The organism is Streptomyces microflavus (genome assembly GCF_014650075.1).
Lineage (GTDB): Bacteria > Actinomycetota > Actinomycetes > Streptomycetales > Streptomycetaceae > Streptomyces > Streptomyces microflavus.
Window position 1 is genome coordinate 110,634 of record NZ_BMUG01000005.1, and the last position, 12,542, is coordinate 123,175.

The window sequence follows — 12,542 nt, forward strand, 5'->3', positions numbered from 1 at the left end:
CCTTGCGGTCATGACGCGACGACTTGCTCAGGTTGCCAAGAAGGTTGGGGTCAGCGAGGCCACGGTGAGCCGGGTGCTCAACGGCAAGCCCGGGGTGTCCCGCACCACCCGGCAGTCCGTGCTGACCGCCCTGGACGTCCTCGGCTACGAGCGGCCCACCCAACTGCGGGGTGAGCGGGCCCGGTTGGTCGGCCTCGTCCTGCCCGAGCTGCAGAACCCGATCTTCCCGGCCTTCGCCGAGGTGATCGGCGGCGCCCTCGCCCAGCAGGGGCTCACCCCGGTGCTCTGCACCCAGACCAAGGGCGGGGTCTCGGAGGCGGACTACGTGGACCTCCTGCTCCAGCAGCAGGTCTCCGGGGTGGTCTTCGCCGGCGGGCTCTTCGCTCAGGCCGACGAGGCCCACGAGCACTACCACCGGCTCGCCGAGCGGCGCATCCCCGTCGTGCTGATCAACGCCCCCATAGAAGGGCTCGACTTCCCCTGCGTCTCCTGCGACGACGCGGTCGCCATCGAGCGCGCCTGGCGCCACCTGGCCTCACTCGGCCACGAGCGCATCGGCGTGGTGATCGGCCCCTCCGACCACGTCCCCTCGCGCCGCAAGCTGGCGGCGGCGCGCTCGGTGGCCGAGGCCACCGGCGGGCAGCTGGCGGAGGAGAACATCGAGCGCTCGATGTTCTCCCTGGAGGGCGGCCAGGCGGCCGCCTCCCGCCTGCTGGAGCGGGGCGTCACCGGCATCATCTGCGCCAGTGACCCGCTCGCGCTCGGTGCCGTCCGGGCGGCCCGCAGGCGCGGCCTCGGGGTGCCGTCGGACGTCTCGGTCGTGGGCTTCGACGACTCGGCCTTCATGAGCTGCACCGAACCCCCGCTCACCACGATCCGGCAGCCGATCGAGGCCATGGGCCGGGCCGCCGTCGAGCTGCTCTGCGCGGGCATCCAGGGTGGCGCGGTGCCGCCGGGGGAGCTGCTGTTCGAGCCGGAGCTGGTGGTGCGCGGCTCGACGGCGAAGGCTCCCCGCTGACCTGTCCCGCCCGGATCGCGGACTTGTGCGTCCAGCTGTCGACCAATTGCGAAACATCGGGGAAATCCTGCGGTCATCTGGTGGCCCCGCTCCAGGCCCTGCGATCCGCCCTGCCGCCCCGTGTCCGGCAGGATCGCGGGGCGGCAGGGGCTGCGGCAGAGTGGGCACCATGGATGACCTCAACGCACTCGCCGAGGAGCACCTGACCGCCGCCAAGACCTCCGCGCACGGCCGGAGCGCGCACCTCCTGATCCAGGAGCCGCCCCTGCGCCAGACGGTGATCGCGCTCACCTCCGGCTCGGCGCTCGACGAGCACAACGCGCCGCCCGCCGCCTCCCTCCTGGTGCTCCGCGGTACGGTCCGCCTCACCGCCGACTCCGGCGACACGGACCTCCCGGCCGGAACGCTCCACCCGATCCCGCAGGAGCGGCACGGGCTGCTGGCACTCCAGGACGCGGTGGTCCTGCTCACGGCCGTCAACGACTGACCGCCGGGCCGCGCACTCACGACGTGCCGGGCCTGCGTCCGGGCCGCACTCCCAGGACCTCCGAGGGCCGCGACACCCGGTGGGCCCGGACAGGTGTGTCCGGGCGCCGACGTGGCAGGAGAGGATCGAGGGAAGCCGGGGCGTCCGTCGGACGAGCACCCCGCCCGCCGCGTCCGACCACGTCCCCGGAGAACCAGCTTGCCCACCCAGACCGCCGCAGCCGCGGAACGCACCGCCCCCGCCGCCGGACACCCCCGCACGCCGCGCCACTGGCTCAGCGCCCTGCGCCGCACCCCGGTCTCGCTGTGGAACGACGACATCACCGACTGGGCCGCGGCCCTCACGTACTACGCCATCCTCGCGCTGCTCCCGGCCCTCCTCGTCACCGTCTCCGTGATCGGCCTCGCCAACCCCGACGCGACCACCGCCCTCATCGCCGACATCACCGCCTTCGCCCCCGCCGAGTCCGGTGAGGCGCTCCGCCGCCCGCTGGAGGCGGCGACCGAGCAGCGCTCCGCCGTCTGGCTGCTCGTCGCGACCGGGTCCGTGAGCGCCGTGTGGTCCGCGTGCAGCTACCTCGCGGTCTTCCGCCGCGCGATGCACGCCATGCACGGCGTCCGGGACAACCGCCCGCCCCTGCGGCAGGCGCACATCATCGTCGTCTCGGCGATCGGCCTGCTCGTCCTCCTGATGACCAGCGCCTTCGCCCTCGTCCTGACCGGCCCCCTGGCCCGCTGGCTCGGCCGCCGCGTCGGCCTGCCCCACGAGGGCGAGACCCTGTGGGCGGGCCTGAAGTGGCCGGTGCTGCTCTGCCTCGTCGCCTGCCTGATCATGGTCCTCTTCAGCACCGGCCCCCGCTCCGCGCGCGGCATCCGCCGGGGCCTGCCCGGCGGGGTGCTCGCCGCGTTCCTCTGGCTCACCGCATCGGCGCTCTTCGCCCTCTACGCGACCCAGGTCGGCAGCTACAGCAGGCTCTACGGCTCCCTCGCCGGCCTGGTGGTCTTCCTGATCTGGGTCTGGTTCGCCAACCTCTCCCTGCTCGCCGGCGCCCAGTTCAACGTGGAGCTGGACCGCCCGGAGCCGGAGCGGAAGCCGGAGAAGGAGCCCACTACGGCCGCAGGATGAGGCGGACCGGGTCGCCCTCCTTGGTCTCCATCCGCCGCACCGCCGTCGCCACCTCTTCCAGGGGCAGTACGTCGGTGACCGACCGGGAGAAGTCCAGCCGCCCGCCCTCGGCGAGCCGGACGAGCTGCGCCACATGGTGCTCCTCGGAGCCGTAATGCCCCAGGATCCGGTGCTGGAGGTAGCTGAACCGGGTGGAGTGGGCGAGTGTCAGCGGCTGGTCGCTCAACCCCACCAGCACCAGGCGCCCCTTCGGTGCCAGCACGCTCAGCGCCTGCTCACGGACGGAGGGCACCCCCGCGAAGTCGAAGGCCGCCTCCAGGCCCGCGCCGCCCGTTGCCCCGAGCACCCGCTCGTGCAGCAGCGGGTCGCCGGAGTCCAGCGCCAGATCGGCCCCGAAGTGCAGGGCCCGGTCGCGGGCCGCGGAGGCCGGGTCCACCGCGATCACCGGGTACGCGCCCACGGCCCGCAGCAGCTGTACGGCGTGCGCCCCGAGCCCGCCCGCGCCCCACACCCCGACGGCCTGCGCCGGGCGTACGTCACCGGTGCCGGTCACCGCCGCCCAGGGGGTGGAGACCGCGTCGGGGATGATCGCGGCCTGGTCGAGGGGGAGCGAGGCGGGCAGGGCGACGAGGGTGGTGGCCGTGGCGAGGGCGTACTCGGCCCAGCCGCCGTCGTAGTCGACACCCCGCGTATGGGTACGGCCGCCGCGCCGCTCGCCCGCTTGGAGGACCACCCGCTGACCGGCCGTCCAGCCGTCGACACCGGGCCCGAGCGTGTCGACGGTCCCGGCGACCTCATGGCCCAGCGTGACGTAGTCGCCCTCCAGGTACAGCGGTGTGAGCGTGCCGTCCACGAGATGCACATCGGAGAGACAGACCCCGGCGGCGCCCACCTTCACCAGCACCTCGCCGGGTCCCGGCACGGGCTTCGCCACCTCCTGGACGGAGAGGGTGCGCGTGGGCAGGTGCAGGCGCGCGGCGCGCATGCGGTCCATGGCGGGGTCCTTGTCGTGGCGGCGTGACGATTCGGCCCGGTCGCGGGCGACGGGGCCCGGCCGGTCAGGCCTTCGAACGGTATCCGGCGACGATCGGCATCGTCTCGCGCAGCACCCGCACACTGTCGTTCGATGCGTCCCCGAGCCGGTGCCCCTTCCAGCTCCCCTCCGCACTGGAGAACCGGCTGATCCGCTTGCAGTGGGCACCGCACGAGGCGCGGTACGCCATGAGGGTGTAGTGCCGCCCGTCCTCGGTGATCCAGCCGGTGTTGTACGGGCGGGTGCGGCTCACGTTCATCGAACCGCCGCCGTCCGTCGCCAGCGTCGTACGGTCGTGGGCGAGGCCCAGGTTGTGCCCGATCTCGTGGCTCGCCGAGTCCAGCTCGATGCCGTCGACCTCGACGACCGCGTACGCGTACTCGTGCGTGGAGCTGTCGAGGGCGGAGGTGTAGTCAGCGGTGCCGCCGCCCCGCTCGGACCGCTCCACGACGAGCGTCACCAGATCGGCGCCGTACCGTTCGCGCTGCTCGTGCACCTGCCGCCCGAGCCCCGAGGTGTGGTCCTTCAGCACGGCGTACGCGGCGCGGAACTCCTCCGAACCGTCGTAGCTCCGGGCCGTGTAGGGGTGGACGACCCTGATGATGCCGCAGAGCCCGTCCGCCGCCAGCGAGCGGTTCATCCGGGTCGCGATCCGCTGGGCCGACGCCGGAACCCGGTGCTCGCCACCGAGCCGCTCCGCCGCCTTGGGCGTGTAGACCGCCAGCACATCGACGACGGGGCAGCGCACCGCTCCCGCCGCCGGGGCGGCCGGGGCGCTCGCCGACCTCCCGACGAAGAACGGGGCGGAACAGAGCGAGGCGGCGAGGCTGACGGCCAGAGCCACTTTCAAAAGGGGTGCGCGCATGGGGAGTTGTCTCCATCCGGAGAGGGCGGGCGGAGGGGGCTGCCCGGATCGCCGAGCGTGCCTCCTTTCTAACACTCGGTGAACACGGCCGCCCGTCGCGTCGGATACCGGGTGGTACGAAGGTTGGGGCCGGGCCGAGGGGTGTGGCGGGGAAGAGGTGGGCAGGTACACCTGTACGAACTCGCGCAAGCGGTACGGCAGTCGGTGGCAGAGGGGCGTGTGTGGCGTGACGGAACAGAGCGAATGGCGTTTCTCCGACGACCGGGGTCAGCTGTCGACGGCCCCCCGGCGCCCCGAGCGGGTGCTCGCCTATGTCCAGGCCGGGGCGACCCTCTGGGGCCTCGGGATCCGACCGCAGGGGATCTTCGGTTCGGACCACGACGGCCCCGGCCCCGACCGCGCCAAGACCGGGACGCTCCCGCTGGACGAGGTCGCGTACGCCGGGGCCGGCAGTGCGCTGGACGTGGAGCGGCTGCTGAGCGGCCGGCCGGATCTGGTGGTCGCCGTGAGCTACGGCGGCGGCCATGTCTACGGGCTGGCGCCGGAGACCGCCAAGCCGCTGGAGGAGCGGGTTCCGGTCGTCGTCATCGACGTGAGCCAGGCCCGTACGTTCGAGGAGATCGGTGACCGGTTCGCCGAACTGGCCCGCTCGCTCGGCGCCGGGCACCGCGCGGACGCGGACGCCGATCTCGACGCCGCCCGGGAGCGGCTGCGTACCCTCGCCGCCGGCCCGGCCGGCGCGCCCCGCGTGGTCGCCCTCTCCCCGGCCGGACCGGACCAGGCCCACGTCGCCCGCCCCGGGATGTGGCCCGAGCTGCGCGTCCTCACCGAACTCGGCGTCCACCTCGTGGAACCGGCCCCCGGCCCCGGGGCCAACTGGTCCACGCTCGGCCGCACCGAGACCTTCGCGCTGCGCCCCGACGTGATCCTCACCGACATCCGCGCCCACGCCGCCCCGCTCGACGAGCTGCGCGGAGGCGAGGACGGATCGGCGCCGGTCGTGCCGTGGAACCCGGAGCCGCTGTACGGTCCCCGCGACCACGCCCGGTTCCTCGGCCTGGTCGCGGACGCGCTGGAGGCGGCCGCGGCGCGGTAGCCGCCGCTACGGGGCGGGGACCAGTCCGTCGGCGACCAGCCCGGCGAGGACCGCCTCGCCGAGCGCGTGCACGGCGGACTGGGGCCGGACCATCACGGTGAACTCCTTGATCCGCCCGTCCTCGGCGAGGTGGACCAGGTCGATGCCGTGGATCTCCTTGCCGTTCACGGTCGCCCGGAAGAGCAGGACCGCGGCCGGGGCCTCGGCTCCGTCGGCGCTGGTCTGCGCCGTGCCGGCGAACTCTCCGACGTAACGGAAGTCCTCGAAGGTCCGCAGGAGGACCCCGAAGAGTCCGAGCACCATCGGCCGGCCCTCGAACGGGGTGAACTTCACCGGGCTGTAGAGCCGGATGTCCTCGGTGAACAGATCGTCCAGGGCGGCGAGGTCGCGGGTGTCGACGGCGGTGCGGAAGCGGTCCACTGCGGTGGTCATGGCGTCTCCTCGAAGGCTGGTGCCCAGATAGGTGACTACTCATGAATATGAGTAGTCACCTATCTGACTATCATGGGTCGCGTGCTCCTGGACAGGGGCAGGTGGACAGGAGAGGGAGGCGGTCCGATGGCCCTGCGCCATGCCGTGCTGGCGGCGCTGCTCGACGAGGAGCTGAGCGGCTACCAACTGGCCAAGGCGTTCGACATGGGCGTCGCCAACTTCTGGCACGCGCTGCCCCAGCAGCTGTACGCGGAGCTCACCAGGCTGGAGAAGGAAGGTCTGGTCGCCGGGCGCGAGGTCGTCCAGGACACCCGGCCCAACAAGCGGCTGTTCCGGGTCACCGGCGGCGGTCTCGCCGAGCTGGAGCGGTTCGCCGCGGAAGCTGCCAAGCCCTCGTTCATCCGGGACGACCTGCTCGTCAAGGTCCAGGCGGCCGACCACCTCGACCCCGGCGACCTGATCGCCCGGCTCGCCGAGCGGGCCGCCTTCTCCGAGGCCAAGGCCGAGCAGTTCGAGGCGCTGCTGGAGAAGATGCGCGGAGACCGGGCGGAGGGGGAGTTCCTGCTCCACGGCGAGCGGATCGGCCCCTATCTCACCTGCCGCCGCGGGCTGGACTTCGAGCGCGCCAACCGGGACTGGTGCCGGGAGGTCATCGCGGTCCTGCGAGCCCGGTCCGCCGTCTGACGGGGTCCGGCACACTCTCCCAAAAATATTCTGCAAAAATACTTTGGGAAAGTGGGCGGGCCGTCCTACGCTGCTGCCATGGACAGCGAACCGAGCCGCCGCGTACTCGATCCCGACCGCGACGGAGCCGCGCTCAAGGCCCTCACCCACCCCCTGCGGATCGAGCTGCTCGGGCTGCTGCGGCAGCACGGACCGGCCACCGCCAGCGAGCTGGCCGCGCGGACGGGGGAGTCGTCGGCCTCCACCAGCTACCACCTGCGGGTGCTCGCCAAGTACGGGTTCGTCGCCGAGGCCGCCCACCGCGACAGCCGCGAACGCCGCTGGAAGTCCGTGCACGCCGTCACCTCGTGGAGCAACGAGGCCATGCACCGCGCCCCCGGCGGTCGGGCCGCGCTCAGCGCTCTGCGCCGCCGCCAGCTCGAACACCTGGAGCGCTCGCTGGCCCGGCACGAGGCCGACCTGGAGAGCGGGCGGCTCGACAGCGCCTGGCAGGAGCCGGCGGGCCTGGGCGACACCCTGCCCCGGCTGACCCCTCAGTCGCTGACCGAGCTGTGGGAGGCGGTCGAGGCGAAGACGGCCGAACTGGCCGCCCGCGACGAGGGGGACCCCCGAGCCGAGCAGGTCGTGCTGTTCACGGCCGGGCTACCACTGGCCCCGGAACCCTCCGCCCCTTCCGATGCCTCGTCCGCCCCCGGCGGCCCGTCCGCCGCCGCCGACCCGGACGCCGACGCCGAGGGGAGCGCCCCGTGAGCGGCAGAACCGGGACCCCGGAGTCCGCCGCGGAGGCAGCGGCGATACCGCACCCGCCCGCACCCGCCGGGCGGGGCCTGGACCCCCTGACCGCTCGCCGCCGGTTCGTCGCGGTCTCGTTCCTCTTCTGGCTCCCCATCGGCATGTCCATCGCGACCGGGGTGCTCCTCTTCACCGAGCGGGGCATGGGCCTCGCCGCCATCGCCGGATTCTTCGCCGTGCACTCCCTCACCGCCGCCGCGATGGAGCTGCCCACCGGGGGCCTGTCCGACGTCATCGGCCGCCGTACCGTCCTGGCCGCCGCCGGGCTCCTCAACTGCACCGCCTTCACCCTCTTCGGCCTCGCCGGGGCGGCCTGGGCCATCGCGCTCGGCATGGCCCTGATGGGCTGCGCCCGCGCCCTGTCCAGCGGGCCCGCCGAGGCCTGGTACGTCGACACCGTCCACGCCCACGCGGGCCCCGACGCCGACCTCCGTACGGGCCTGGCGCGCGGCAGCGCCGCCATGTCGGCCGCCCTCGCACTCGGCACCCTGCTCGGCGGCGGACTGCCCTGGCTGCTGGGCCTCGGCCCCGGCGCGGGGGAGTGGCTGAACGGCGCGACCGGCGGGCTCGTCATCCCGCTCTCCGTGCCCGCCCTCCTCGGCGCGCTGGTCGAAGTCGTCTTCGTCCTCTACGTGCTGAGCGCCCTGCCCGAACCGCCCCGTCCCCGGGCCACCCTGCGCGGGGTGGTGGGAGGCGTCCCCGCCGCCATCGCCGCCGGGCTCCGGCTCGGCGCCAGGGACGGCTTGATCCGGCGCGTCCTGCTGACCGCGAGCGCCGCCGGGGCCGCACTGGCAGCCGTCGAACTGCTCACCCCGGGCCGGGCCGCGGCCCTCATGGGGACGGCCGAATCGGGGGCCGTGCTCTTCGCCGGGCTCGCCTGCGCCGGGTTCCTGTGCTCCGCCCTCGGCAGCCAACTCGCGCCACTGGCGGCCAGGTTGACCCACAGCAGTGAGCGTGCGGTGCTGTCCGGCGGAGGGGTCGTGGCACTGGGGCTCACCCTGCTCGGCATCAGCACCGGCTCGACGACTCCGCTCGCCACGACGGCCGCCGTCACCGGCTACGGACTGGTGTACCTGGGGCTCGGGATCGCGAGCCCCAATGCGAACGACCTGCTGCACCGCCGGGTCGACGCCTCGGGCCGCGCCACCGCTCTCTCCATCCAGTCGCTCGCCCTGCAACTGGTGGCCGCCGGTGCCGGACTGGCCGCCGGGACCCTGCCGCCGGGCCCGCTGCCCTGGCTGCTGGCCGCCGCCGTCGTGCTGGCCGGAGCCCTCTGCTGGGTCCGCCGGGCCGCCCCCGCGAAGCCGTACCCGAAGGGCGCGGCAGACCTGGCGCAGGCGCCGGTCGATGCCCGTTTCGGCCGTACCGACGTCTGATCGGTGACCGGCCGGTGCCCGACGCCCCGGGTGGCTTCCGTCCACGGGGCAGGATCGGGCTGAATGGGTGCGGAGGATGCAGGACACCCACGTCACAGCAGTTGAGGAGATCCACCCCCATGCTCGACCACACCGAACTGCTGGTCGTCGGCGAGTGCGTCGCCGACATCGTCCGGCTGCCGGACCAGGAGGACCGCGTCCATCCCGGCGGCAGCCCCGCCAACGTCGCCTACGGCCTGGCCCGGCTCGGCCACCGCCCCACCCTCCTCACCCAGCTCGGCCCCGACCCGAACGGGCGGCTCATCCGGGACCACCTGGCCTCCGCCGGAGTCACCCTCCGCACCGACGGCGCGCCCGCCCCCACCCCGTCGGCCGCCGTCACCCTGGACGGGGCCGGGCAGGCCTCGTACGCGTTCGACATCGCCTGGACCCTCGCCCCGGTCGCCGTGGAACCCGCGCCGGGCCATGTGCACACCGGGTCGATCGGCGCGGTGGTGGAGCCGGGCGCGGCCACGGTCCTCGACATCGTGCGCATCGTCCGCGCCACCGCGACCGTCAGCTACGACCCCAATGTGCGGCCCGCCCTCATGGGCGACCACGCGGCCGCCGTGCGCCGGGTCGAGGAGTGCGTCGCGCTGAGCGACCTGGTCAAGGCGAGCGACGAGGACCTGGCGTGGCTGTATCCGGGGGAGGAGCCGGAGGAGGTCGCCGCCCGCTGGCTGGAGCGCGGGCCCGCCGTCGTGCTCGTGACCCGGGGCGGCGACGGGGCCCTGGCCGTGCTGCCCGGCGGCCGGATCACCGTGGAGGCCGCCGCGGTCGACGTCGTGGACACCGTGGGCGCGGGCGACGCGTTCATGTCCGGCACGCTCCACGCCCTGGCCGGGCGGGGCCTCCTCGGCACCGGGGCCCGGGACCGGCTGCACGCCGTGGACCGGGACACCGTCGCCGGCGTACTGCGCCACGCGGTGGCCTCCGCCGCCGTCACCGTCTCCCGGGCGGGCGCCAACCCACCGGACGCGGCGGAACTCCACGAGGCGCTCTCCCAGGGCGTGTCCGGCGTATCTCGGCCTGGTCCGCCGGACACGCCATAGGATGTGCGTTCGAATCAGGCCGGGGCCCGCGAGTCCCGGCTTAAACCCATATGCCACGACTGACAGTCCGTCATGACCCGTTCGGCCCAGTCGAACGCATCCTCGCCAGGCGTCCCACCGTTCGTCAACCGGCCGCAGTATGACAACGGGATCGGGGCAGCGGGTGGCGAACAGACGGACAGCGGGCAGCGGGACGGGGCCGCAGGCGCAGGAGCGCGCCTTAGCGGGCGGGCGCGGGCGCGCGGCGGTGCTGGAGAGCGTGGCGGGCTGGGTGCCGGGCGAGCCGGTCGGCAACGAGGGGCTCCCCGTCGACTGGGGCGTCGACGACGCCTGGGTCCGCCGCCGCACCGGCATCGGCAGCCGGCACCGCGCCGGACCCGGGGTCGCCACCGGGGACCTCGCCTACGCGGCGGCCTCCCGGCTGCTCGCGGGCTCCACGGCGTCCCCGTCGTCCCCGGTGGACGCGGTGGTCCTCGCCACCGCGACCCCCGACCACCTCTGCCCCGGCACCGCGCCCGCCCTCGCGGCCCGGCTCGGCCTCGGCACCGTACCGGCGCTGGACATCGCCGCCGTGTGCAGCGGCTTCGTCTACGGGCTAGCCCTCTGCCACGGGCTGATCGCCTCGGGGCTCTACGGGCGGATCCTGCTGGTCGGCGCCGACGTCTACTCGACCTGGCTCGACCCCGACGACCGCTCCGCCGGTGTCGTCTTCGGCGACGGGGCGGGCGCGGCCCTGGTGGCGGCCGGGCACACCGGCGACCCCGGTGAGCTGCTCGCGTTCGACCTGGGCAGCGACGGCACCGGCTACGACCTGATCACCGTCCCCGGCGGCGGGGCCCGCGCCCGGGCGGACGGGAAGCCACCGGCGCCGCAGGACGCGTACTTCCGCATGCAGGGCGGCACCGTCTACCAGCACGCCGTCGAGCGGATGACCGGCTCGTGCCGGACGCTGCTGGAGCGGGTGGGCTGGGAACCGGCCGAGGTCGACCACTTCGTGCCGCACCAGGCCAACGCCCGGATCCTGCGCGCCGTCGCGGACCGGGTCGGCATCGGGCCGCAGCGGTGCGTCACCCATCTGGACCGGGTCGGCAACACCGGCGCCGCCTCCATCCCCCTCGCCCTGGCCGACGCGGCGGGGCGCGGTGTGCTGCACCGCGGGGACCGGGTGCTGCTCACCGCGTTCGGGGGCGGATTGACCTGGGGTTCGGCGGCACTTCGCTGGCCGGGGACCCCGCAGACCATTTCCACGGATTCTACGGAAGGAACACAGCATGTCGCAGTCCGCTGATCAGGGCACCGGAGCCGGCGCCGGCACCGCCATCGCGGTGACGGGGGTCGGCCTGGTGACACCCGCAGGGGCTGACGAGCACAGCTTCTGGGAGGGGCTGTGCTCCGGGCACTCCACCGCCCGGCACTGCGAGGAACTGGCCGGTCTCCCGGTCGACTTCGCCTGCCCGGTCGACTCCATCGACCTGGACGAGGCGGTCGGCGGCCGCTCGGTGTGGCGGATGGCCCGGTTCGTGAAACTGGCCGTCGTCGCGGCCCGGCAGGCCGTCGCCGACGCCGGTCTCGACCCGGCGGTATGGGACGGCGGCCGGGTCGGCGTGGTGCTCGGCGTCGGTGTCGGGGGCGTCTCCGTCCTCGTGGACAACGCCGCCAGGATGGCGGCCTCGGGCCCCGAGGCCGTCTCCCCGCTGCTCGTCCCGATGATGATCCCCAACGCGGCGGCGGGCGAGGTCGCCATCGCCCTGAAGGCGGGCGGCCCGAGCCTCGCGCCCGCCACCGCCTGCGCCTCCGGGGCCACCGCCGTCGCCGTCGCCCGCGATCTGCTGCTCGGCGGCAGTTGTGACGTGGTGGTGGCCGGGGGCGCCGAGTCGGTGCTGACCCCGCTGGTGGTGACCGCCTTCGCCCGGATGGGCGCGCTCTCCACCCGTACCGCCGATCCGGCGGGCGCGTCCCGGCCGTTCGCCGCCGACCGGGACGGCTTCGTGATCGGCGAGGGCGCCGCCATGCTCGTCCTGGAGCGCGAGGAGACGGCCCGCGCCCGGGGCGGCCGGGCCCGCGCCCTGCTCACCGGAGCCGGGTCCAGCACGGACGCCCACCACCCCACCGCCCCGGCCCCCGACGGGCGCGGCGCCCAGCGCGCGGTGCAGTCGGCCCTCGACCAGGCGGGCTGGGTGCCGGTCGATGTCGACCACATCAACGCCCACGGCACCTCCACCCCCCTCAACGACGCCATGGAGACCACCCTCATCTCCCGGCTCTTCCCGCACCGTCCGTCGGTCACCGCACCCAAGGGCGTCATCGGCCACACCCTCGCGGCGGCGGGCGCGATCGAGGCGGTCGCCACCGTCCTGACCCTGGAACGTTCCCTTGTCCCACCGATCGCCAATCTGGACTCCCTCCCCGACGCCTTCCCGCTCGACTGCGTGGTGAAGGAACCCCGCCACCAGCGGGTCGAGCGGGCGGTGAGCCACTCCTTCGGCTTCGGCGGGCACAACGTGGCGCTCGCCTTCCAACGCACCTGACCCGGCAGGGCCGTT

The 12,542-nt window shown here is 74.2% G+C and carries 13 protein-coding genes; 10 read left to right on the plus strand and 3 right to left on the minus strand.

What is annotated here, in order from left to right:
- The first annotated feature begins 10 nt into the window (after nt 1-10).
- The 3 genes from IE264_RS15865 (at nt 11) to IE264_RS15875 (ending at nt 2,630) form a co-directional block, all read left to right on the plus strand.
- Nucleotides 11-1,018 carry a LacI family DNA-binding transcriptional regulator gene (locus IE264_RS15865; protein WP_015606887.1) on the plus strand — a complete coding sequence of 336 codons (1,008 nt, stop codon included), beginning with the start codon at nt 11-13 and terminating at the stop codon, nt 1,016-1,018.
- Between the two features lie 169 nt (nt 1,019-1,187).
- A complete protein-coding gene (locus tag IE264_RS15870) occupies nt 1,188-1,505 on the plus strand; it encodes a cupin domain-containing protein (protein ID WP_015606886.1) in 318 nt (105 codons plus the stop codon).
- Nucleotides 1,506-1,703: 198 nt separating this feature from the next.
- Nucleotides 1,704-2,630 carry a YihY/virulence factor BrkB family protein gene (locus IE264_RS15875; RefSeq protein WP_015606885.1) on the plus strand — a complete coding sequence of 309 codons (927 nt, stop codon included), beginning with the start codon at nt 1,704-1,706 and terminating at the stop codon, nt 2,628-2,630.
- Here IE264_RS15875 and IE264_RS15880 read toward each other — a convergent pair.
- Together IE264_RS15880 and IE264_RS15885 are read right to left on the minus strand one after the other, a co-directional pair.
- Entirely contained in the window at nt 2,614-3,624 is a 1,011-nt protein-coding gene (locus IE264_RS15880) for a zinc-binding dehydrogenase (RefSeq protein WP_032754169.1), read from the minus strand. The genes IE264_RS15875 and IE264_RS15880 overlap by 17 nt on opposite strands.
- A gap of 64 nt (nt 3,625-3,688) precedes the next feature.
- Nucleotides 3,689-4,528 (minus strand): M12 family metallo-peptidase, encoded by an 840-nt coding sequence (locus IE264_RS15885; RefSeq protein WP_032754171.1) that lies wholly within the window; start codon nt 4,526-4,528, stop codon nt 3,689-3,691.
- 226 nt (nt 4,529-4,754) lie between these two features.
- On the opposite strand from IE264_RS15885, the gene IE264_RS15890 reads away from it, so the two are divergent.
- Nucleotides 4,755-5,624, plus strand: coding sequence for a substrate-binding domain-containing protein (locus IE264_RS15890; RefSeq protein ID WP_032754174.1), 870 nt, complete (start codon nt 4,755-4,757; stop codon nt 5,622-5,624).
- Nucleotides 5,625-5,630: 6 nt separating this feature from the next.
- Here the strand turns inward: IE264_RS15890 and IE264_RS15895 are convergent, their stop codons facing one another.
- Nucleotides 5,631-6,056 (minus strand): nuclear transport factor 2 family protein, encoded by a 426-nt coding sequence (locus IE264_RS15895; RefSeq protein ID WP_015606881.1) that lies wholly within the window; start codon nt 6,054-6,056, stop codon nt 5,631-5,633.
- 126 nt (nt 6,057-6,182) lie between these two features.
- On the opposite strand from IE264_RS15895, the gene IE264_RS15900 reads away from it, so the two are divergent.
- The 6 genes from IE264_RS15900 (at nt 6,183) to IE264_RS15925 (ending at nt 12,527) form a co-directional block, all read left to right on the plus strand.
- Nucleotides 6,183-6,740, plus strand: a complete 558-nt coding sequence (locus IE264_RS15900; protein ID WP_015606880.1) for a PadR family transcriptional regulator — start codon at nt 6,183-6,185, stop codon at nt 6,738-6,740.
- A gap of 78 nt (nt 6,741-6,818) precedes the next feature.
- A complete protein-coding gene (locus IE264_RS15905) occupies nt 6,819-7,490 on the plus strand; it encodes an ArsR/SmtB family transcription factor (RefSeq protein ID WP_032754176.1) in 672 nt (223 codons plus the stop codon).
- On the plus strand, nt 7,487-8,908 hold the full coding sequence (locus IE264_RS15910) for an MFS transporter (RefSeq protein WP_032754178.1): 1,422 nt from the start codon (nt 7,487-7,489) through the stop codon (nt 8,906-8,908). Before IE264_RS15905 ends, IE264_RS15910 begins: the two co-directional genes overlap by 4 nt.
- A 119-nt stretch (nt 8,909-9,027) precedes the next feature.
- Nucleotides 9,028-9,999 (plus strand): carbohydrate kinase family protein, encoded by a 972-nt coding sequence (locus tag IE264_RS15915; RefSeq protein WP_032754180.1) that lies wholly within the window; start codon nt 9,028-9,030, stop codon nt 9,997-9,999.
- Between the two features lie 247 nt (nt 10,000-10,246).
- Nucleotides 10,247-11,287 (plus strand): beta-ketoacyl-ACP synthase 3, encoded by a 1,041-nt coding sequence (locus IE264_RS15920; protein ID WP_032754182.1) that lies wholly within the window; start codon nt 10,247-10,249, stop codon nt 11,285-11,287.
- On the plus strand, nt 11,271-12,527 hold the full coding sequence (locus tag IE264_RS15925; protein ID WP_032754184.1) for a beta-ketoacyl-[acyl-carrier-protein] synthase family protein: 1,257 nt from the start codon (nt 11,271-11,273) through the stop codon (nt 12,525-12,527). Before IE264_RS15920 ends, IE264_RS15925 begins: the two co-directional genes overlap by 17 nt.
- Nucleotides 12,528-12,542 lie beyond the last annotated feature (15 nt).